The sequence below is a fragment of the Mesobacillus jeotgali genome (assembly GCF_002874535.1).
Taxonomy (GTDB): Bacteria; Bacillota; Bacilli; order Bacillales; family Cytobacillaceae; genus Mesobacillus; species Mesobacillus jeotgali.
Genome location: NZ_CP025025.1, coordinates 2,630,079 through 2,649,335 on the forward strand (window position 1 = coordinate 2,630,079; position 19,257 = coordinate 2,649,335).

Annotated in this window: 28 protein-coding genes and 1 pseudogene; 4 read left to right on the forward strand and 25 right to left on the reverse strand. The window is 40.6% G+C overall.

What is annotated here, in order from left to right; genetic code table 11:
- Positions 1-47: 47 nt before the first annotated feature.
- The 9 genes from CD004_RS13295 to CD004_RS13335 form a co-directional block, all read right to left on the reverse strand.
- On the reverse strand, positions 48-1,451 hold the full coding sequence (locus CD004_RS13295) for a sensor histidine kinase (protein WP_102263215.1): 1,404 nt from the start codon (positions 1,449-1,451) through the stop codon (positions 48-50).
- Positions 1,448-2,128: a response regulator transcription factor gene (locus CD004_RS13300; RefSeq protein ID WP_102263216.1), complete on the reverse strand. Its 681-nt coding sequence runs from the start codon at positions 2,126-2,128 to the stop codon at positions 1,448-1,450. The genes CD004_RS13295 and CD004_RS13300 overlap by 4 nt, the downstream gene beginning before the upstream one ends.
- Positions 2,129-2,132: 4 nt before the next feature.
- Positions 2,133-3,098 carry a YncE family protein gene (locus CD004_RS13305; RefSeq protein ID WP_102263217.1) on the reverse strand — a complete coding sequence of 322 codons (966 nt, stop codon included), beginning with the start codon at positions 3,096-3,098 and terminating at the stop codon, positions 2,133-2,135.
- 162 nt (positions 3,099-3,260) lie between these two features.
- Positions 3,261-3,545 (reverse strand): hypothetical protein, encoded by a 285-nt coding sequence (locus CD004_RS13310; protein WP_102263218.1) that lies wholly within the window; start codon positions 3,543-3,545, stop codon positions 3,261-3,263.
- Between the two features lie 200 nt (positions 3,546-3,745).
- Positions 3,746-4,039 (reverse strand): rhodanese-like domain-containing protein, encoded by a 294-nt coding sequence (locus CD004_RS13315; protein ID WP_102263219.1) that lies wholly within the window; start codon positions 4,037-4,039, stop codon positions 3,746-3,748.
- Between the two features lie 19 nt (positions 4,040-4,058).
- Positions 4,059-4,424: a rhodanese-like domain-containing protein gene (locus tag CD004_RS13320; RefSeq protein ID WP_102263220.1), complete on the reverse strand. Its 366-nt coding sequence runs from the start codon at positions 4,422-4,424 to the stop codon at positions 4,059-4,061.
- A 124-nt stretch (positions 4,425-4,548) separates the two neighbouring features.
- A complete protein-coding gene (locus tag CD004_RS13325; RefSeq protein ID WP_023627704.1) occupies positions 4,549-4,812 on the reverse strand; it encodes a metal-sensitive transcriptional regulator in 264 nt (87 codons plus the stop codon).
- 11 nt (positions 4,813-4,823) lie between these two features.
- On the reverse strand, positions 4,824-5,150 hold the full coding sequence (locus CD004_RS13330; RefSeq protein ID WP_102263221.1) for a rhodanese-like domain-containing protein: 327 nt from the start codon (positions 5,148-5,150) through the stop codon (positions 4,824-4,826).
- Between the two features lie 180 nt (positions 5,151-5,330).
- Positions 5,331-5,615: a hypothetical protein gene (locus CD004_RS13335; RefSeq protein ID WP_102263222.1), complete on the reverse strand. Its 285-nt coding sequence runs from the start codon at positions 5,613-5,615 to the stop codon at positions 5,331-5,333.
- 113 nt (positions 5,616-5,728) lie between these two features.
- On the opposite strand from CD004_RS13335, the gene CD004_RS13340 reads away from it, so the two are divergent.
- Complete coding sequence (locus CD004_RS13340; RefSeq protein WP_102263223.1) at positions 5,729-5,968, forward strand: DNA alkylation repair protein; 240 nt, start codon at positions 5,729-5,731, stop codon at positions 5,966-5,968.
- Positions 5,969-6,025: 57 nt separating this feature from the next.
- Here the strand turns inward: CD004_RS13340 and CD004_RS13345 are convergent, their stop codons facing one another.
- The 8 genes from CD004_RS13345 to deoD all read right to left on the reverse strand — a co-directional run bounded on the left by CD004_RS13345 (position 6,026) and on the right by deoD (position 14,652).
- Complete coding sequence (locus CD004_RS13345) at positions 6,026-6,862, reverse strand: hypothetical protein (protein ID WP_102263224.1); 837 nt, start codon at positions 6,860-6,862, stop codon at positions 6,026-6,028.
- A gap of 150 nt (positions 6,863-7,012) precedes the next feature.
- Entirely contained in the window at positions 7,013-7,192 is a 180-nt protein-coding gene (locus CD004_RS13350) for a DUF2188 domain-containing protein (protein ID WP_102263225.1), read from the reverse strand.
- A gap of 65 nt (positions 7,193-7,257) precedes the next feature.
- Complete coding sequence (locus tag CD004_RS13355; RefSeq protein ID WP_102263226.1) at positions 7,258-8,172, reverse strand: CobW family GTP-binding protein; 915 nt, start codon at positions 8,170-8,172, stop codon at positions 7,258-7,260.
- A gap of 64 nt (positions 8,173-8,236) precedes the next feature.
- Positions 8,237-9,724, reverse strand: coding sequence for a lmo1851 family serine protease (locus CD004_RS13360; RefSeq protein WP_102265101.1), 1,488 nt, complete (start codon positions 9,722-9,724; stop codon positions 8,237-8,239).
- A 193-nt stretch (positions 9,725-9,917) separates the two neighbouring features.
- Positions 9,918-10,124 (reverse strand): copper chaperone CopZ, encoded by a 207-nt coding sequence (gene copZ / locus CD004_RS13365; protein WP_102263227.1) that lies wholly within the window; start codon positions 10,122-10,124, stop codon positions 9,918-9,920.
- A gap of 27 nt (positions 10,125-10,151) precedes the next feature.
- The gene (locus CD004_RS13370; RefSeq protein WP_102263228.1) at positions 10,152-12,548 is read right to left on the reverse strand and encodes a heavy metal translocating P-type ATPase; all 2,397 of its coding nucleotides are present in this window, start codon (positions 12,546-12,548) and stop codon (positions 10,152-10,154) included.
- Positions 12,549-12,785: 237 nt separating this feature from the next.
- Positions 12,786-13,643, reverse strand: a complete 858-nt coding sequence (locus CD004_RS13375) for a M15 family metallopeptidase (RefSeq protein ID WP_102263229.1) — start codon at positions 13,641-13,643, stop codon at positions 12,786-12,788.
- 304 nt (positions 13,644-13,947) lie between these two features.
- Positions 13,948-14,652 (reverse strand): purine-nucleoside phosphorylase, encoded by a 705-nt coding sequence (gene deoD, locus CD004_RS13380; protein WP_102263230.1) that lies wholly within the window; start codon positions 14,650-14,652, stop codon positions 13,948-13,950.
- Positions 14,653-14,837: 185 nt separating this feature from the next.
- Here deoD and CD004_RS24465 point away from each other — a divergent pair, with 185 nt between their 5' ends.
- A complete protein-coding gene (locus CD004_RS24465; protein ID WP_264190899.1) occupies positions 14,838-14,969 on the forward strand; it encodes a hypothetical protein in 132 nt (43 codons plus the stop codon).
- Positions 14,970-15,024: 55 nt separating this feature from the next.
- Positions 15,025-15,372 (forward strand): hypothetical protein, encoded by a 348-nt coding sequence (locus CD004_RS13385; protein ID WP_102263231.1) that lies wholly within the window; start codon positions 15,025-15,027, stop codon positions 15,370-15,372.
- Here the strand turns inward: CD004_RS13385 and CD004_RS13390 are convergent.
- Positions 15,331-16,101, reverse strand: coding sequence for a sporulation protein (locus tag CD004_RS13390; protein WP_102263232.1), 771 nt, complete (start codon positions 16,099-16,101; stop codon positions 15,331-15,333). The two genes, CD004_RS13385 and CD004_RS13390, sit on opposite strands and share 42 nt — an antisense overlap.
- A gap of 147 nt (positions 16,102-16,248) precedes the next feature.
- Positions 16,249-16,422 (reverse strand): YozD family protein, encoded by a 174-nt coding sequence (locus CD004_RS13395; protein WP_023627690.1) that lies wholly within the window; start codon positions 16,420-16,422, stop codon positions 16,249-16,251.
- Positions 16,423-16,557: 135 nt separating this feature from the next.
- Here CD004_RS13395 and CD004_RS24100 point away from each other — a divergent pair, with 135 nt between their 5' ends.
- The gene (locus CD004_RS24100; protein ID WP_170029981.1) at positions 16,558-16,728 is read left to right on the forward strand and encodes a hypothetical protein; all 171 of its coding nucleotides are present in this window, start codon (positions 16,558-16,560) and stop codon (positions 16,726-16,728) included.
- On the opposite strand, the gene CD004_RS13400 is transcribed toward CD004_RS24100, so the two are convergent.
- From CD004_RS13400 to CD004_RS13420, 6 genes and pseudogenes are all read right to left on the reverse strand, one after another.
- Positions 16,725-17,420, reverse strand: coding sequence for a hypothetical protein (locus CD004_RS13400; RefSeq protein WP_102263233.1), 696 nt, complete (start codon positions 17,418-17,420; stop codon positions 16,725-16,727). The genes CD004_RS24100 and CD004_RS13400 overlap by 4 nt on opposite strands.
- Positions 17,421-17,608: 188 nt before the next feature.
- Positions 17,609-17,830, reverse strand: coding sequence for a YozE family protein (locus CD004_RS13405; RefSeq protein ID WP_041968328.1), 222 nt, complete (start codon positions 17,828-17,830; stop codon positions 17,609-17,611).
- A 147-nt stretch (positions 17,831-17,977) separates the two neighbouring features.
- The gene (locus CD004_RS23845) at positions 17,978-18,118 is read right to left on the reverse strand and encodes a hypothetical protein (protein WP_158651560.1); all 141 of its coding nucleotides are present in this window, start codon (positions 18,116-18,118) and stop codon (positions 17,978-17,980) included.
- Positions 18,119-18,169: 51 nt separating this feature from the next.
- Complete coding sequence (locus CD004_RS13410) at positions 18,170-18,361, reverse strand: hypothetical protein (protein ID WP_023627685.1); 192 nt, start codon at positions 18,359-18,361, stop codon at positions 18,170-18,172.
- A gap of 123 nt (positions 18,362-18,484) precedes the next feature.
- Positions 18,485-18,766: a YokU family protein gene (locus CD004_RS13415; protein WP_102263234.1), complete on the reverse strand. Its 282-nt coding sequence runs from the start codon at positions 18,764-18,766 to the stop codon at positions 18,485-18,487.
- 11 nt (positions 18,767-18,777) lie between these two features.
- Positions 18,778-19,218 (reverse strand): annotated as a pseudogene (locus CD004_RS13420) (lysine 2,3-aminomutase); the annotation flags it as partial.
- Positions 19,219-19,257 lie beyond the last annotated feature (39 nt).

Below are 19,257 nucleotides of genomic sequence, written 5' to 3' on the forward strand. Positions count from 1 at the left end.
TATCGTGATCCAAAAGTCGGAAAGATGATTAACTTTGTCAACAATCTCTATAATTCCACAGCCGGAAAATAAAGACTGATGGTCGTTCCTTTTCCTAGCTCGCTTGCTATTTCCATTTTACCATCATGTAGCTTGATTAATTTATCAACAATTGCCAGACCAAGTCCAGTACCACCATCTGCCCTTGATCTCGCCTTATTCACTCTATAAAAACGTTCAGTCAGCTTGTTAATATCCTCCTCTGGTATTCCCGTTCCAGTGTCTGCAATTTCAACTTTACAGCCATAGGGGTGCTTGGAAAGCATGATTGAAATGCTGCCGCCACTTTCTGTATAGCGTATCGAATTGTCGATAATGTTCTGGAAGATTTGTTCGAGTCTCCCTTCATCTCCGTAAATGATGATATCTGGATCAAGATTAAGTGTCAGGCTGATATTTTTTTCTTTCAAGGCTGGACCATATTTAATTATAAAATCCTCCATAAGCTGTGCTAAAGGAAAAGGATTTTTTATTAACCGATATTCATCCGCGTCCAATCTCGATAAATCGAGTAAATCCTCAACGAGCTTAACCATCCTGCCTGATTCCCTGTTGATAAGCTTTAAATATTTATTCTTTTCATCCTTCTCTTTTATCATACCAGTTTCCAGAGCTTCGCTATAACCTTTAATATAGCTGATCGGAGTCCTGAGTTCATGAGAAACATCGGCGAGGAACTCCCTCTTTTTCTCATCCTCTTTCTGCACAGACTCTGACATATGGTTGAAGGCTTTTGCAAGCTGGCCAATTTCGTCGTCTGATTTAATATAGACCCGTGCTGAATAATCTCCTCCAGATACCCTTTCGGCAGCCTCCTTCATGGCTGCGAGTGGCCTCGTTAGCCGATGAAGCATTTTAAAACCCAGGAAGGCAGCAATAACTATGAACAATACACCGCCAATCAGCCATAAAAAAGAAAAATCAACGGTTAATTCAGAGATTTTAGCGAGGGGAACATATAAATAAATAATTCCTTCAAGTCGGTTATTATCAAGGAGTGGAATTGCTACAGCTAGAATCTTCCTGCCAAACCTCTCCTCAAAACCAGCTTTCATGACCGGTTCACCTTTCAAAAGCAGTTCACGTTCTTCCTTCCCTATCAATGTTTCATAATCAATTGAATATGGAAGGCAGGCGCTTAATTCTTTGGGGTTACTGACAAGAAAAACCTCGGATTCCGATTTTTCATTATACCATTCAACCCGCTGTTTCATTTCATCGGACAACAGGCCGCCTGTATAGTCACTCGCAAGTCGGTTCCCTTCTTCTAACAAAGAATCTTCAACTATATCGACATATAACTTTTCATAAAAAAGATAAGATAAAAAGTATGAATACAATACGGTCACCAAAATTGTAACAGTAACCGTCAGCCAAAGTTTTTTAAACAGGCTGTCAGAAAAAGAAATCATGTTGCCGGCACCTCAAATTTATAGCCTACACCCCAGATTGTTTGAATATAGTCTCCAGTTCCCAGCTTCATCCTCAGCGTCTTGATGTGGGTGTCAACTGTCCTCAGGCTGCCATGGTAGTCCATGCCCCACACAAATTCAAGAAGCTGTTCCCTGCTAAGGGCTTGCCCCTGGTGCTGAACGAGAAAAACCAGCAATTCAAACTCCTTGAGGGTAAGCGGGATAATTTCTCCTTCAACACTGACTCTTCTGCCCTTTTTATCAATGTTGATACTTCCTAGAGTCACTGTATCTTCATCATTTTTAACAAAAGATGTCCTTCTTAACAAAGCATTGATTCGGGCTACAAGTTCACCGGGACTGAAAGGTTTGACTAGATAATCGTCCCCTCCAAGCTGGAGCCCTCTTACCTTATCCCATTCTTCACCTTTAGCAGATAAAAAGATGATCGGCACTTGTGAAAAGGTACGTATCTTTCCGCAAACAGCAAAGCCATCTTCAAAAGGCATCATAATATCAAGGATTACAAGGTCAAAATTTTGCTCATGAAGTTTTCTCAACCCTTCAGCTCCGTCAGCAGCATGGGCACAATTAAATCCGGAATTCTCCAGATACATTTGAACAAGATTGCGCATATCCTCTTCGTCATCTATGATTAAAACATTTATGGGATTCATATTATTACCTCTCCCTCGTCACTATTTGGAATGGACCGTTTCCTACTTCCAGCGTTTTTTCAATGGTTAGGCTTTCCGGGTCAATTATATAGACTTCGTTACTGTCGTACCCAGCAACAATAAGCTTATCTGCAAAGAAATCAATTTCGAAGGGATTCGCACCCACCTTTAAAGAACCCTTCTTTGTTCCGTCCTCTGCCAATTTATAAAGCATATTCGATCCATGGCTCAGGACAAATATATCATCTTCATCCTTTGTGAAATCCACAGGCATAATAGGCGCCGAAATCTCTTTTATTAAACGTCCATTATTAAGGTCGTATATGTGAATCAGCTCTTCAACTTCAGTTCCTTTTCCATGCCCGCCAATCCATAGCTCATCTTTCTCCTTGCTCATTAGTGCTCCGGCTGCTGCAGGATGGATCTCAAACCCTGGAAGCCGCTGTTTATTTTTCAGGTCGACTATGCTCAGCATTTCTTGGTTATAACTGATCGCAAAAAGTTTATTCTCAGCCTCAAGAAGTGTCAATGGCTCTTTTTCCACCCTAACTTCATCCACTTCTGTTCCACTCAAATCGAAAAATCGGACACTGTCCCTTTCCTGATCTGCGAACGCAATTTGAGTTCCATCCTCGACTAGTAATGCGTTTACGATTCCCTCTCCAGTTTTCCAGGACTCAATCTTCTTACCTTTGCTTAATGAGTATAAATCAGCAGTATTCAAAGCCTTTCCATAGAGCAATATCGTATCCTTATCTGGAAGGATCAGTCCTCCGATGTAAGGGCGGTCTACATTCCAGTCAGGTAACTTCTCACCCTTTGCCATGTCATAGAATGAAATTGTCATTTCCTTGATATTTATCGTAGATATAATAGAAGAATCTTTTCGTATAGGCTCAAAAGATTCAAAAGAACAGGCAGATAACAAAACAGTGAAAGTCGTTACGGCAATTATATAAATCCACTTCATAATTTACTCCTTTTCTCTCACAAGTATCTCATAATATTATATCTCTAATTTGTGATAATTCTATGAAATCGAATTAACGGGGGTAGTTTATATCAACTGATTTAGATAAAAAAGAAAAAACTTGCCCCCATTTCTGGCGACAAGTTCTAAAGTATGTAAATCTTATTTTAATATCATTGCTTTTTTAACGGCTATTTCTTTCAGTTCTTCAGCCAGTACTTCTAGTTCCCATGGACTGTCTGATTCAATAAGGAGCTCGTTAGGTTTCAGGCTGATCTTGAAATAAGAATCATGGAAACCCCCACTGAACTCAATTTGCGCCTGGGATACTATGCAACGATGATCATGATCCTCAATCCAGCATCCCTTAACCAACAATTCATGGATAACTTCGACATGAACATTTTCTCTAACAAGTTCCAACTCCACATGGCTTAAACCAGACATCAGAATTCCTCCTTGTTACTAATTGTCGAAATATTCTTTTCATTAATAGTGTACGAGTTTATTTTTAAACAAGCAAGCATATTTCGACATTTTCTGGAAATAACCTTCAGGACATAATGTGGCCACCGTATAATACAAACGAAATGAATGAATATTTTTTACAAAAAAAAGAGACGGCAAGCGCCATCTCTTCTGGGGTATTATTCAGTTGGACCCTGCCATGCCATCATGCCGCCTTGCATGTTGATTACATTATAGCCATAATACTCAAGGAATTGAGTGGATCTAGAGCTGCGTCCGCCTGAGCGGCAGACCATTACGTAGGTTTTGTTCTTGTCTAATTCATTCATCCTGAACTCCAGAAGTCCTAATGGAATATGGATTGCCCCCGGAATTTTCCCTTGTGCTACTTCACTTACTTCGCGAACATCTACAACTTCGAATTCATTTGAGCCCAGTCCGTTTTGTACTTCTGTTGGTGTCATCTGACGCATTTCAATTTCCTCCTCTATATTACCAGGCGCTCATGCCGCCCTTTACATTAGTAACATTACTAAATCCTGCTTTTTTCAATAACTTGCTTGCCTGGCTGCTGCGCATGCCGCTCTGGCAAATAACGACTACATCTTTATCCTGTGAAAGTTCTCCTGTGCGGTTAGCCAGCTGTTGAAGCGGGATATTCTTGAATCCTTTGATGTGATTTCCTTTATATTCTCCTGGAGTCCTTACATCAACGTATTGCACTCCAGCTTTCTTTGATTTCATCATTTCACCCAGTTGTGCTGTCGTGATTTGATTTACTCCCTTTGTTGGAGCGAAACGGCTCCATAAGAAAGCCACAGCAAGAACGACAATTAATACATTAATTACAACATCCATCCGTTTGCACCTCTTTATCATTTTTAGTTATTCATGATCTTGCAGGGGTGGAATCACTTCTTTCCATATACCCATACGGGTATTTTAAGTGACAAAAAACACCTTGTCAAGAATAGAAATCAGATTATTTTCTGCTCTTGACAAGTAATTCTACAGCATCATTTACAGCCTGTGAAGTTTCTCTGCCTTCTTGTAAATCGTTAATCAGGCATTGTTCAAGATTCTTGCTGACAACCAAAGCAATAGTACGGTCAACTGCAGAACGTATAGCAGATAATTGGGTAACGACCGACTTGCATTCTTCCTGTTCTTCAAGCAGCCGGATGCTGCCCCTAACCTGTCCTTCGATTCTTTTCAAACGATTGACAATTTCCTTATTGTACTCCACCTTGCCACCTCCTATTGTGATGGACCAGTAATGGTATATCCTTTAACATTATAACCATATTTTATAAGCAATCTTGCACCAAAGTTCTTTTCCAATTCATTGGAAGCAATGATGACAATATGCCTGTTCGGAATTTCTTTAATATATCGTTTCAAATATCCGCATGGAATATTGATTGCGCCATTAACTGGATTTTTTGCAGAATCCTGATAATCTCTGAGATCGACAAATACTGCATCCTGTTCATAATCTTTTACCGCTGGAAGATTTCTAACTGGAACATAGCGGTTGAAAACTAAGGTAACCAAAAGGAGACTGATGATTAAAGTTGTGAGCAACTACTCTTCACCTCTTGTTATTTCTTGTTCATTACTGAACTTACAATATAAATAATATACCATTAGGGGTATAAAATCAATAGTTAAAGATGTTATTTCTGACATTTTTATTAACACACAAAAAAAGAAGCAAGAGTACCTTCCTTCTTTCATAATTACATATCATATAAATGCCGGTATTTACTTCCCTGCTTCATCCAGGATTGCTTCAGCAAGTTCCATATGCAACTGTAACAATTTGATTTTACTCTCACTTGTCAAAGATGCTTCTAAAATTCTTTTTGTGGCAAGGTAGTATTTTTCCATTAATGTCCTTCTTGCTCTTGGGTGGGAATTTTCATCCTTCAGATCCCTTTTTATAGCTTCTCTTAGAATGTCCTCTGGTGACTGGTCAAATTGAAGTCTTCGATTGTTCCATATAGTCCTGTACTCATCTAGTATCTTTTCATAATCCATTGCTAGCATCCTTATGCCTCCTGCAGTTAATTAACTAGGTAAAACCCTCACTAGTATATTTACATATTTTAAACAGACAATGCAAAAAATAAGTTAAATTACATTAAAGGAGAATAACTATTATGAGCAAACCATATCGATGCCCTAACTGTAAGACTAACAGGACAAGATTCAATATGATCTCCCAAGTACCGCAGCCTGTCAAATTAAATCCTCAATCAGGTGAAATAGTGGAGCAGTATTCAAACGAACAGCTTGAGCCTTTTCATCTTCCATACAAAGGTCCTGAAATGAAAATCCAGTGCGCAGCCTGTGGATTGGTAGAGGATGAAAAAACCTTTGCCAAGTTTGGTGAAAGTTAAGGTTCAATAGGAGCGGCATTCACAACATACAAAAAGCTTGAGATTTCTCAAGCTTTTTTATTTGCTTAACTTAATCCCATTTTTCTCAAAGAAAGTTATTGAATCCACTCTCCATTGTTCATTCGGCATGAATCTTACCAGGATGACTTCACCGTTAAATGTCTTTCCGCCGATCCCTTTAAGCTGCAAATTAAGCTCAACTGGAACCGTAAGGCTCAACTGATCTCCCACATCCTCGGCAGGTAAAACTTCCATTCGCGAAATCCTGATATTCTCAATTTTGGGCAGCACCTTTTCCCATTCAAGGTCTTGCAGTGAGATCAAGAAAACAATGTTACGGTCCTGCTGTTTTAATCCTGCGATATACGCGTTGACCAAATCGTATGGGTCCGTATGTTCCAGGTATTTTTCGAGCTTTCCTGCTGACTTCAGAATCATAAGTTTATGGGATAGATCCATGAAGTTCGTCCTGTGGGTCGTGCTCCCATAAAAATGTATGCAAAAATGACCAGGAAAGTTATTTTTTAAGGCTCCGCCGCCATGTGGCATTCCATGCATCGAGGCTGCGATTTTCCCATCTTCCGAGATGACGATTATGGCCCTGCGCTTCCAGCTCCACTTCCCATTATATATCTTCTTCATGATTTCAGTATCTTTTGAAGTTAACGGCTGGACATCCGCATGGTTGCTTCCCGCCCTCCTTTGTACCCGAAATTTCAAACCTGTTTCCAAATCGACCACTGTGAACTTGCTGTACCTGGGCAGGATTTCATTAACCTCTTCCCACTGTGTCATCTTGATTGGGGTCTTTTTAGGAGACTTTTTGGCTTCTATGTCATTTCCAGTGAAAGCAAGAAAAACAATTATCATTATAATAATTTTTATTGTTTGCATTTAAAATCATCTCTTTTTTTTCGGCTTAGATCATGGATTCAATCTACAGATTAGAATTATGCTTCATGAAAGTTTTTGCTTTTTTGCTTTTTACTATTCAGATGCTTCCACTTTTAAGCAAACAAAAAACCCAGCAGAGCTGGGCATAGTTTAATCATCATCATGGTTTTCTACATATTCCCTCGCTTTGTCAATCGCAATCGGGATTGCTTTTCCATCATCATAATGTTCTTCCTCAACAAGCGCGTTTGCTATCTCAATAGCTTTCTCGCGGACATCAGGGTCAAGGTTCTTCATTGAGGCTGGATAATCATTCTTTGTCCAAGGCATTTAAATCATCCTTTCCATCGAAGATATACCTTTTTTACCCCATGTCCTGCAACCTTAAAACTGACTTACTTTTCCAGTTCCTTCAGCTGCTGTCCAAGCTGGGGCCAATCAGTTACCTGGCCGATGAAAACGAGATTGAGAGGCATTTTCATATATTCCTTCATATATAATGGCATCCCATACGAATACTGGAACAGGTCCGGATATTGAGAATGGTCAAATAATACATATCCTTTTATCCGGTATACGGAATCCGGCAGCGCCCTTAAAAAATCTTCAAAACCTCTCTGGCTGACAGCACCCTGGAATTGATGCACAAAAGTGCTTAGTCTTAGATCTGCCTGAACATGTGCCCCAGAACTTTTAGCTTTATCGGTATATGCCAAACCCTCCAAAAGCTTAATTGGCACTTTTGAATAGGTGCTCAAAATACATTTCGCTTGAGAATTTAGGCCTTGAATGTCCATGCTGATTTTTGCCTGCTCTGATTCATTGAGCAAATCTGATTTATTGACGATGATAAGGTCAGCATGCTTCACTTGCTCAATCAAAAGCTGATGGACTTGGGGGTCTAAAGACTGTCTATTGAGCCACTGTAGGCCATCTACAGTCGTAATGATTCCTTTGATCGCAAGCTTGTCTGCAAACAATGGAGAAAGGACGGCATCCAAAACTTCTACAGGATGAGCTGCACCAGTGGTCTCTATGTAAATGGCATCCAGATCGTGATCAAATAACAATCCTTGAAGCTGGGATTCAAGCTTGTCCTGGATCGTACAGCAAATACACCCTCCAAGAAGCTCTTTTAAAGGAACATCTGTGTCAACGGCATCTGAATCGATCGAAACACTGCCTAGCTCGTTCATCATAACTGCAATGTTCCGGCCGCTATTTTTTTCATGTTGTAAAATTTGTTTAAGTAATGTCGTTTTGCCTGTTCCCAGGAAACCGGACAAAATATAAACCTCTGCTTTTTTCATGTTCTCATCACCTTATTTTTTCTAAGTAATATTGAAAATCTCCAGCAAAAGCTGGAGATTCTTTTTATTTATTCATTTCCTGCTTTAACACTTCTATTGCTTTCTGAATTTGTGGATCGTCATTCTTAATCTGTTCGCGCAGAGCATTCATTAATTCGATAGTTGAGCTTCCTTTAAGAATACCTGTTTCTTCAAGCTCTTTTGACTTTTGGAATGCGATGACAGCTTCCTTTGTCTTTTCATCATAGAAACCATCCTCACGGCCTGGTTCAAACCCTAGAGCTTTCAGCATCTTTTGTGCAGCCCTGACTTGTTCAGAAGCTGTTGATACCTTCAATTCAGTTTCCGGATCAATGAAAGGCAGTGAAGCATATTCAGGCATTGAGACTTCATGATCCGGCTTAATGCCTTTCTTATGAATCCAATTGCCTTTAGGCGTCAACCATTTTTCTGTCGTGAACTTCATATTCGATCCGTCTGAGAAATCCTCAGCTCGCTGGACTGTGCCTTTGCCGAATGACTTTTCTCCCACAAGAGGTACTCCGGCTGATTCACTGACTGCTCCTGCAAGGATTTCGGATGCACTCGCACTCCCCTTATCAATGATGACAACTAAAGGAAGGTTATTATTATTTTCGTTCTCTGATGCATATTTCTCTACATTGCCTTCACGGTCTTCAACCTGGAAGAGTATTTCCCCCTCAGGCACAAAGAGACTGGAGATTTTGATTGCCTGATCCAGGAGTCCACCTGGATTTTGGCGAAGATCCAGTACGAGGCCTTTCATTCCTTGTTTCTGGAGATCATTCAAAATATTTACTAGCTCATTTGCAGTGTTTTGCGAGAAATTGGTTATCTGGACTTTTGCAATTCCTCCGTCCATCATTTCACCATAAACCGTTTCAATCGGTATCGTGTCACGGGTTATTGTGACATCAACCGGTTTTTCTCCACCCTGGCGAAGAATTGACAGCTTTACGTCCGTACCTTTTTCTCCTCTAATAAGAGCCACCGCTTCAGTCGTACTCATGCCTTGAAGGCTTTTTCCATCAACTGACATAATTTTATCCTCTGGTTGAAGGCCTGCTTTTTCTGCAGGAGAACCCTTCAATGGAGTGACAATAAATATGAAACCATCTCTCTCCTGAATTTCTGCTCCAATTCCCTCAAATGAAGACGACAAGCTCTGATGGAAATTCTTTGCATCTTCCTGGCTCATATAATCGGAATATGGATCGTCCAATGATTCAAGCATTCCATCTATCGCACCATTTATTAGCTTTTCCTGATCAACTTCCTGGAAATAGTCATTTTTCAAAGTATCATATGCGTCGTATAGCTTTGCAAATTCTTCTCTCTCTCTAATTACCTGCACTGCCGGCTTGTCTTCGCCGAAAGCAAGCGCAAAGGTAGTGATTCCCGCTGTTAAAAAGACTAGAAAAAACAACAGCATTGCAAAGTGGAACTTCTTTATCCGAAGAAAACTATTTTTAGCCTCAGCTTCTGCTGTCTTTTCTTGACCCTTTAGATCATCTTTGTTTTCTTCATTCATATTTTGCTGATCCAACCCTTTTCACCACTTTCCAATCAAGCTTAAAATCCTTAATGATTAGGATAACATTTTTACTGAAAAATTAACAGAAAAATAGGTAATCGCCAATAATCTAGAATCCAAAGGCCTAAGTGCTTGCCAATTCTAGATGTAATGAAAAAAGCAGCGGTCAGAAAACCGCTGCTTTTCATTACTATTCTACATCGTAGCCTTGATCTTCTACTGCTTCCTTCATTTTGCTCACTTCTGCTTTTGAAGCATCATATTCTACTTCAGCTTTTCCTTCTGAAAGGGAAACGACGACGCTAGCCACTCCGTCTACTCCCATCAAAGCGTTCTTAACTGCCTTTTCGCAGTGTCCGCAAGTCATTCCTGATACATTTAAAGTTGTTTTTTCCATTTAAAATCTTCCTCTCTATTTTAAAATTTATAACTTAATCCGCTTCAAACGAAGGGAATTAGTCACTACAGAAACCGAACTGAATGCCATAGCTGCACCTGCTACCCATGGAGCCAGGAGGCCAATGGCTGCAATAGGGATTCCCGCTGAGTTGTATGCGAGAGCCCAGAACAAGTTTTGGCGGATGTTTTGCATCGTTTTTTTACTTAATGAGATTGCTTTAGGAATCAGGGTCAATTCCCCGCCAAGAATGGTGACGTCCGCAGCTTCGATGGCAACATCCGTTCCAGTTCCGATGGCAATCCCAATGTCAGCAAGGGCAAGTGCAGGCGCGTCATTGATGCCGTCTCCGACCATCGCGACTTTTTTGCCTTTTAACTGAAGTTCTTTTACATGGTTCGCTTTTTCTTCAGGGAGGACTTCTGCTATTACATTGTCTACCCCAACCTGGGCTGCAATTGCTTTGGCAGTGCGCGTATTGTCACCAGTAAGCATATACACTTCAATACCCATGGATTTGAGCTCTTCAATCGCAGTTTTTGCTGTTTCTTTAACAGTATCGGCAACAGCGACGATTCCGCTCAATTTATTATTGATTGCAATCATCATGGCTGTCTTGCCTTCAGTCTCCAATTTTTCCAATCGATCTTCATATTGTGCGAATTCGATACCCTCTTTACCCATCAGCTTTCTGGTTCCAACAAATACTTTCTCACCGTTGATGGTTGCTTCAATTCCGTGGCCAGGTATTGCAGCGAATTCATCCATAGGTAATAATTCTATATTTTTTGCGTTACCGTATTCCACAATGGCTTCAGCAAGAGGATGCTCAGATGCTTTTTCAGCAGATACCAAATATTTAAGGACCTTTTCCTCGTCACCGAAAACTTCAAGATCAGTTACGCTTGGTTTCCCTTTAGTAATTGTACCCGTTTTATCAAGAACAATAGCATTGATTTTGTGAGTAGCTTCTAAGTGCTCTCCGCCCTTAAAAAGAATCCCATTTTCTGCGCCTTTTCCCGTACCAACCATGATGGAGGTTGGTGTTGCGAGACCAAGTGCGCAAGGGCAGGCAATAACGAGCACAGCAATGGCTGTTTCAAGGGCTGATGCAAAGTCGCCAGGTGTGATGACAAAGTACCAGACAAGGAATGTAACGATTGCGATAGCGACAACAATCGGAACAAAAATTCCGGAAATCTGATCGGCCACACGCTGGATTGGCGCTTTGCTTCCCTGAGCGTCCTCAACCACTTTAATAATTCCTGCAAGAGCCGTATCCTTGCCAACCTTTGTTGCAGTCATCGTCAAAGTGCCATTCTTATTGATTGTAGCACCGATTAAAGAATCGCCAGCTGTTTTTTCAACCGGGATTGATTCCCCGGTGATCATCGCTTCATCAACAGCTGATTGGCCGGATACGACCTTTCCATCGACCGGAATCTTCTCACCTGGTTTGACAATAATTGTGTCATTTACTTTTACTTCTTCAATCGGAATTTTAAACTCCTCACCATCCCGAATGACAGTCGCTTCTTTAGCTTGAAGGCTTAGAAGCTTAGAGATTGCTTCAGTTGTGCGTCCTTTGGCTAGTGACTCGAACAATTTTCCAACAAGAATCAAAGTAATCAGGACTGCACTTGTTTCAAAATACAAATGCGGCATATAACCTGGATTTCCAATTGTTTTAATAGCTTCTGCCAGACTATAGAAATACGCAGCCGATGTACCAAGAGCTACCAGGACATCCATATTCGCACTCTTGTTCTTGAGCGACTTATAGGCACCCACATAAAATTGCCCGCCAATCCAGAATTGTACTGGTGTTGCCAATAGAAGCTGGAACCACGGATTCATCAACAGATGTGGCATCGGCAATCCCGTATCCCATGGAGCATGGCCGATCATTGTATATAGAAGCGGAAGTGATAAAAGGATTGATATAAATAGCTTCCGTTTCTTTGCATTGATTTCTTCTTCTTTTTGCTGAGCCTTTGCTTCCCGCTGGACTTTTTCCTTTGCATCATAGCCCAGATCCTGTATTTTGGAAATGATTTTATCAGCTGTCAGGACAGCACTGTTAAATTCAACAGATGCGGATTCGGTTGCAAGGTTGACGGTAGCTGACTCCATTCCGTCCATTTTGTTAAGAACCTTTTCAATCCTTGTTGAACAAGCTGCACAAGTCATACCGAAAACATCCAGATCCATTTTTTCGTTTCTGACACCGTACCCCAGGTCGTTGATTTTATTGAATATATCGTCTGGTTTAATTTTTTCTGATTCATAAGTGACTGAGGCATTTTCCATCGCCAGGTTCACTGTTGCTTCTACGCCATCCATTTTGTTAAGGACTTTCTCAATCCTTGTGGAACAGGAGGCACAAGTCATACCAGTGATGTCGACAGTCATTTGTTCTTTCATCATCTACACCCCGTTTCAATCGAAAATTTCATTTCCTCTTCACTAATTACTATACCCCTGTATAGTATATTTAGCAACCGTAAAGTTTGTATTTATTTTTTATTTTACCCTTAATTGTGAATACAACCGTTAAAAATGTCACATTTAATGCTTACTGAAGTTTGTGAGGTAAGAAGATAGTTTGATTATCTACATATTTTATAAAAAAAAGCCTGGCATCTGACAGCCAGGCTTATCCTATATTTTCTTCACATTTTCAAAGTACTCTTCCAGTGTCCAATCGTTTTCATAAATTTCAGTTGCTGCCCTGATCCCCACATACCTGAAATGCCATGGTTCATACATATATCCGGTTATTCCTTCTTTACCTCTTGGGTATCTGAGGATAAACCCGTATTTATGGGCATTGTGGGCAAGCCACACCCCTTCTTTTGTTGAACCGAACTGTTCATTCAAGTGAAAATTATTTGACTTGCTCGAGATGTCCATTGTTAATCCTGTTTGATGCTCACTGCTACCAGGTCTGGCAACTGCCTGAAGTGCTTTTTCTTCGCCAACTTTGTTCACTTCAGCATTGAAAAGAGTTTCCTGGCGTCCATATGATCGGTATCCTGAAACAGCAGCGATTTCAATTCCGTCAGACTTTGCTCCTGCAAACATCTTTTCCAAAGCATCCGCAGCCTCTTTCCTCATCAGGCTCTTTTCAAGCTTCGCATCTCCAAAAGAGAATGGTACATTCGGACGAACTAAATCTGCCGGAATATAGTTTTCCGGCAACCCGAAAATTTTGTTAACGAGGGACATCGTGTTTTGCGGATTCTGGATAACATTCTTGCCGTCTGAATCCTGGATGACATTGAAATAGGCGGCTTCTAGTGTCAGTTCATCTTCTGCGGGCTTGTCCTCCTCAGGGATTTCATTAACCTTGTTATCTTCTGGGTCTTCATCTTTATTCCCTTCAACTGCTTGATCAGCCTGTCCATCTTGGCCAACTAGTTTTTCTCCAAGGTAAGGGATCTTTTCCAAGTAAGGCTCTATAGGGGCACAACCTGTCAATAAAATCGGCAATGCGAGAAACAGTAATATTCTTTTCATTATGTCCACCAATCTTCAACATTTTAAGGCAATAACACCATTCTAACATTTTTCAACAAACTTTCGAATGGCCTTTTTTACCATTATCTCCTTTCTTCATTATGTCTGCTTCAGGAGATGGGCAAACTCCCTGCATTCGGAGAAAGTGTATGGATTCTAATCTAAACTTGCTGGAAAATGTTATGCTGTTTCGGGTTCTTAGACATTTGGCTTCTACTGTCCTTCGAAATGCCCATGAAAGTTATTCCTAAGAATTATCCCCATAAGAAAACCCTCTCCTTAAGGGAAAGGGTTTTCTTCATTTTTATTCTTTTACTACAGCTTCAAGTGCAACTTCAATCATGTCGTTGAATGTAGTTTGTCGCTCTTCTGAAGTAGTTTCTTCTCCAGTCAGGATATGGTCGCTGACTGTAAGGATTGAAAGGGCTTTACGATCGTATTTAGCAGCCAGGGTATAGAGAGCTGTTGTCTCCATTTCTACCGCCAGAATCTGGTATTGTGCCCATTTTTCTAATTCTGCATTATCATTGTAGAACTGATCTGCAGTGAATACGTTACCAACTTTAAGGTTCAAACCTTTTTCAAGACCTGAATTATACGCTTTGTACAATAAGTCAAAATTCGCTGTCGGAGCGAAGTCTACTCCACCGAATGTAAGTCGGTTCATTTGGGAGTCAGTTGAAGAAGTCATTGCCAGGATGACGTCACGGACTTTAACATCCTTCTGGATTGCTCCGCATGTACCCACGCGAATCAGGTTTTGGACATTATAGCTATTCATCAATTCATTGATATAAATAGAGATCGACGGAACTCCCATCCCTGTTCCTTGTACAGATACTCTTTTACCTTTATATGTACCTGTGTAGCCAAACATATTTCTGACTTCATTATATAACTTTGCATCCTCAAGGAAAGTTTCTGCAATATATTTTGCTCTTAATGGATCCCCAGGAAGCAATACCGTTTCTGCGATTTCATTTTCTTTAGCACCAATATGTACACTCATTAAAATAATCCTCCATCCTATAGGTTCCTACCTCAAAACTATACCACAATATAGTTAAGCAGGAAAATCTTCAGTTTCATGACAATTTTGTAAACGGGTAAGCTAAAAATAGCTTTACCACAGCTGCAACAAAAAATTCCATAGTACCAATTGTATAAAAAACTGGAAATAAAGGAGAATGGGTAATGGGTAAAAAACACCGCAACCGAATCAACTCACCAAAGAAAAACAATCATGTTCCTCCTGAAGCCATCGTTGCAGAACAGGAAGCTCACGGCAAAGAATTTTCTGCTACCGGAAGAAAGAAAAGAGGATAAGAACAAAAAGCGCAAGCGCCTCGTTCAGCCCCGACAAGCGCTGGAGGGCCGACCAGTGAAGTCGTTCTTTGACTTCATTGGGCGGACCGAAAACGAAAAGTATAGCCGACTGTCCAGAAACGCAGAAACTGGAGACTCCGACAAAGAAGCGCTTTTTGCTTCTGCCGGCGGAGTTGAAGTTTCGGAGTTTCTAGGAGGCGACACTAGACAAGCGACTCGAGGGGCTAGGCGCTGGAGCTGGATTAAGAAAACTGAATTGAGTTATCCACAACTCAATACCTTTATAAATTCCTTAACCAAAATAAAGACGATGAAGCATATCGTTGCTTCATCGTCTTTTGCTGGATTACTTATTCACATCTTAGCAATAGCGCTCTATCATGTTTTGCAAGTTCTGCTTTAATGAAGGAAGATCTGAAACATTGATGTTCATTCTTACGTATGTTTCATCGGTACCCATCGCTTCTGACAAGAAACCTCCAAGTCCCCTGGCTCTGCGGTCAACTTGCATCAAGACCTCAATTTCGTTCTCACTGTTTGGATAGAAAATTACCTCTAATTCATCCAGTCTTCCTCTAAATGGGCCTGATGCCGGCACGAATTCAAACTCCTGGATAAACGGCATATTTCTCCGGAGATGTCTTGGCGCTTGCTCGCACTCAGCTTCCCTCAGTCGGAAGCCAAGGTCACTAATCGCGTTAAACATTCCATGCATCAACTGATTGGGTACTACTGTCAAATAATCCTTATCGCTTGGATCAACTGCGTTTTTGATATCAAGCCCTGTTGACACCCAAACCTTCGTCCTGCCCATCGATAATGGCATTTCTAACGGAAGCCTGAAGGTGAAAGGAATTTCCTTTGTTTCATTCTCTTTGATCATGAATGACTGTGTAAGTTTGAAACGATCAATTTGGGCAGTGGCAGTATACTTTTTCTCATCTGCTTCTCTTATATAAGTTGTATGTAAACTCAAATAGATGTCATCGATATTTTGCTCTGTGCTTCCCCCGCGAATTTCTACAATCCCACGCACTTCTTCTCCTGGCATCACCCGGTCTTTTTCCAGCTTCGTATCTACTTTAGCTGCTCCGATGCCGACACTTGCAAACACCTTATTAAAAAATGACATACCATATGCCTCCCTGTTTTCACTTTTTTCTTTCTTATAGATGTATACGATTATAAACAGACAGAGTTTCAATAAAAAGAAGTTTTTTTAAAACAAAATATAAAAAGGCAGATTCATCAGAACCTGCCATTACAAAGTGTAACTTACCTAGTCTATATCTTCTTCCTCATCGATGATACATTTTTCAATCAGATATTCAAATGTGATATCTGCCATCTCTTCAAGTTCTTCCTCTGTGGGAACGTATCCCCTTTTAACAAGTTCATGAAAGAAAAATTCAGCAATCTCTTCTGTATCGATAACAACCTCAATCTCTTTCACAGATTCGCCCCCCTTTATTCCAAATGTATGTGAAGCACAGATGTTTAATGCCAAGCTAAACCAATTTTCTGAAAATTGTTCTAATGTTTTTGGACAAGCATAGAATGGAATAAATCAATTTAGGAGTGATTTGGAATGCAGAGACTGGGTATTCTTGCCGAAATGTTTGTTGAAGATGTGAACAATGAAGATAGTGTGGTTGTTGAATTGTTTGGCACCATTGTGAATTTCCTATTTAAATTTTTCCAGTTGGCGGGAATTCCTTTTCTTGTTTATGTGCTGCTTGAATTTGCAGGATTATTCTAAACGTGGCTTTTCCCATCATTATTAACAAGCATTGAAAGTTTGCGAAGAATGACTCTCATGACATGCGCGTACTCATCATCTTTGAACCATTTATATAAAATTCGGTAATCATTATATAAATCGAGAAGGTTATCGATCGTCATCCTCTTCTGATGAATTTTACGCAACTCTTCTTTTTCACCTGCTCTTGGCTGATGAGGTTTTTCAAGGTTGACTGATGGCTTTACTTCTTTATTCGCCGAAAACAAAAGGCCCAGCTTCTGGATAAATGTATCTGCACTGTCCGAGTCGGCAACAAGCGTCAGTTCTTCTTCCCCGGCTTCAAGCCATTCTCCATCTTTAATCCTGGACAGTTCATAAATGACATCCTCCCAGGCATCTTCTTTATATCTCCAGATTTCCGTCCGAAAACCAACAACCTTAAATAGGTCTGACCCATAACCTTTTACTTGTACTAAGTCTCCAAAAAAGTATTTGTATTCGATGTCGATTTGCTCCTTATCAAGCAGCTTTCCATCGTACTCAGAGAGCATCTGCAAACTCGTTTCCAAATACAAGCCCTCGCTATTATTTATCTCGTATACATGAAGGCCGTCAAGCCATTTTACATCTGTCACTTTCCCCACAGTCCCATAAATAGTGATCACGACTGTATCACCGATGTTAAACTTAGGTTTTTTCCGTTTTTCCATTTCCTCCATCCTCTCAACGATGAGTCGTGAATTGTGATTACAACAGTATATGCACTTTTCTGAAAATCGCTACGCCTAGATGGAGATTGGTAGAGGCTTTTATCCCTTGCCTGGAGGGAGTAAGAAAACATACTGTCCTGTAAAAAATCAAAAAAAAAAGACTCTCGCGGTTTCACCGCAAGAGCTTATTAGCTTTCTGCTATCAAATATTCCTCCCAGGCTTCATCAAAAACAGCCATACTTTCAGGATAGTGTCCGTTCAATTCCAGGTAAGAGCTTATTTCATCATAATCCTCCGAATTTTTAGGAAACGAGAGGTCATCGTATGCAGAATTGGCAAACCTGCTGATTGCATCCTTCGGTTTGGTGGTCCGGTATTTCATGAGAAAGTGGTAAAAGCTTTTGTACATATATGAACGCCTGCCTATTGTTTAAATTAGTTTGTCCATACTATAACGGATTTGTTTAGTGTACGTCCACTTTAATGCTATAAACAAAGCACCTTCCGATTTGGTAAGGTGCTCTCTTTTTTAACTATATAAGAAAGTGTAAAATTTTTACACTAGATTACTGTCTAGCTCCAGCGCTAGCCAGTTTTCATCCAAGAATGTGCTTCCTCGAGTATCTTGCGAGAAGCGTAAGCTTTGAGCAGCTCGAGACGATTCGGTCCTGTCAATGAAGTCAAAGAACGACTTCACCGTCAGGCCCTCCACCGCTTTACGGGGCTGATCAAGGCGCTTCCGCTTTTCTTATTGCCATCTGGCTGATTTCGCCATCTCCAGCAATGCCCATATAATATTGAACATTAAGATCGCTACTGTGATTGGCACTGCATGGAGCCAATTCATCCCGAATTTTTCAATGATCAGCCTTACATAATATCCGCAAAAGAACAAGACAACCATTGCCGCTACCAGCATGATGGATAAAGCGATAGACATTTTCTCTCCCCATTTCCAAAATAAATACTCCCCACTCTATTATAATGAGGAGGGAGTAACTGGATAAAAAGGAAGTGTGAAACTTCTGTGAACAGCGTTGTAATTTAGGTTATATTTGTCACATCAAGATGAAAAATCAAAGTAATTTCGCTTCAACAATCTTGGCTGTGCCATCAGTTCCTCAAAGGTGACTACTTTGCCAAGTTTTTTCGTATCGATTAAAAATAATTGGTCTTCGATTTCCTTCGTGATCAATTCAGTCTGATAGATCATATCGCAATCGAGACAATGGATGGCAGGAGTTTCATTGATCTGTATTGCTTTCGTGCCGTCCGGAAGTTCCCAATAGACTTTGTCACTTACAGCTTTTGTGTTTTCGCTGCTGCACCACTCGCATTTCCCCATCTTTCAACCTCCTATTCCTTTGTGGATGGGACTGCGCCTTGCCCATCAACTGCTTCAGCTGTCGTCTTATTCTGTTGTGCCATGAATTTCTTTTCCTTCAGCTCATCACGTTTTTCACGCTTATCCTTCAAAGAAGCATGTGCAGGGTCTTCCTCATACTTTTCCCTGCGGTCAAGCCTTCCAAGACCTTCTGGAATCAGGTTAAATTCACTGTCATTCATGATGGCTGCGATTCCAGTGTTCGATTTTTTCTTCTCATAGTCTGGGTACACTTGTTTGAAGTAACCCTCCGCTCTTCCTGGAACATAATTTTCAGGCTCTGGGTAAGAGGTGATTACACCTTCGAAATTGCGAAGGACAACTTTTTCCGGACTCTGGGATATCAAGTAATTTGGCTGCAAGGAGATTTTCCCGCCTCCGCCAGGCGCATCAACAACGAATGTTGGGACAGCGTTTTTTATTGTAAGTACTTTTCAAATACAAAAAACAGC

What these genes read in the sequence shown, in the direction of transcription:
- CD004_RS13300 (WP_102263216.1), bottom strand. Translation starts at nt 2,128, where the DNA reads ATGAATCCCATAAATGTTTTAATCATAGATGACGAAGAGGATATGCGC.
- CD004_RS13390 (WP_102263232.1), bottom strand. Translation starts at nt 16,101, where the DNA reads ATGTCATTTTTTAATAAGGTGTTTGCAAGTGTCGGCATCGGAGCAGCT.
- CD004_RS13410 (WP_023627685.1), bottom strand. Translation starts at nt 18,361, where the DNA reads ATGTCTATCGCTTTATCCATCATGCTGGTAGCGGCAATGGTTGTCTTG.
- CD004_RS13340 (WP_102263223.1), top strand. Translation starts at nt 5,729, where the DNA reads ATGAGCAAACCATATCGATGCCCTAACTGTAAGACTAACAGGACAAGA.
- CD004_RS13295 (WP_102263215.1), bottom strand. Translation starts at nt 1,451, where the DNA reads ATGATTTCTTTTTCTGACAGCCTGTTTAAAAAACTTTGGCTGACGGTT.
- CD004_RS13350 (WP_102263225.1), bottom strand. Translation starts at nt 7,192, where the DNA reads ATGCCTTGGACAAAGAATGATTATCCAGCCTCAATGAAGAACCTTGAC.
- deoD (WP_102263230.1), bottom strand. Translation starts at nt 14,652, where the DNA reads ATGAGTGTACATATTGGTGCTAAAGAAAATGAAATCGCAGAAACGGTA.
- CD004_RS24100 (WP_170029981.1), top strand. Translation starts at nt 16,558, where the DNA reads ATGCAGAGACTGGGTATTCTTGCCGAAATGTTTGTTGAAGATGTGAAC.
- CD004_RS13310 (WP_102263218.1), bottom strand. Translation starts at nt 3,545, where the DNA reads ATGTCTGGTTTAAGCCATGTGGAGTTGGAACTTGTTAGAGAAAATGTT.
- CD004_RS13415 (WP_102263234.1), bottom strand. Translation starts at nt 18,766, where the DNA reads ATGGGGAAATGCGAGTGGTGCAGCAGCGAAAACACAAAAGCTGTAAGT.
- CD004_RS13355 (WP_102263226.1), bottom strand. Translation starts at nt 8,172, where the DNA reads ATGAAAAAAGCAGAGGTTTATATTTTGTCCGGTTTCCTGGGAACAGGC.
- CD004_RS13305 (WP_102263217.1), bottom strand. Translation starts at nt 3,098, where the DNA reads ATGAAGTGGATTTATATAATTGCCGTAACGACTTTCACTGTTTTGTTA.
- copZ (WP_102263227.1), bottom strand. Translation starts at nt 10,124, where the DNA reads ATGGAAAAAACAACTTTAAATGTATCAGGAATGACTTGCGGACACTGC.
- CD004_RS13315 (WP_102263219.1), bottom strand. Translation starts at nt 4,039, where the DNA reads ATGCGTCAGATGACACCAACAGAAGTACAAAACGGACTGGGCTCAAAT.
- CD004_RS13320 (WP_102263220.1), bottom strand. Translation starts at nt 4,424, where the DNA reads ATGGATGTTGTAATTAATGTATTAATTGTCGTTCTTGCTGTGGCTTTC.
- CD004_RS24465 (WP_264190899.1), top strand. Translation starts at nt 14,838, where the DNA reads ATGGGTAAAAAACACCGCAACCGAATCAACTCACCAAAGAAAAACAAT.
- CD004_RS13360 (WP_102265101.1), bottom strand. Translation starts at nt 9,724, where the DNA reads ATGAATGAAGAAAACAAAGATGATCTAAAGGGTCAAGAAAAGACAGCA.
- CD004_RS13345 (WP_102263224.1), bottom strand. Translation starts at nt 6,862, where the DNA reads ATGCAAACAATAAAAATTATTATAATGATAATTGTTTTTCTTGCTTTC.
- CD004_RS13335 (WP_102263222.1), bottom strand. Translation starts at nt 5,615, where the DNA reads ATGCTAGCAATGGATTATGAAAAGATACTAGATGAGTACAGGACTATA.
- CD004_RS13375 (WP_102263229.1), bottom strand. Translation starts at nt 13,643, where the DNA reads ATGAAAAGAATATTACTGTTTCTCGCATTGCCGATTTTATTGACAGGT.
- CD004_RS13400 (WP_102263233.1), bottom strand. Translation starts at nt 17,420, where the DNA reads ATGGAAAAACGGAAAAAACCTAAGTTTAACATCGGTGATACAGTCGTG.
- CD004_RS13405 (WP_041968328.1), bottom strand. Translation starts at nt 17,830, where the DNA reads ATGTACAAAAGCTTTTACCACTTTCTCATGAAATACCGGACCACCAAA.
- CD004_RS13370 (WP_102263228.1), bottom strand. Translation starts at nt 12,548, where the DNA reads ATGAAAGAACAAATGACTGTCGACATCACTGGTATGACTTGTGCCTCC.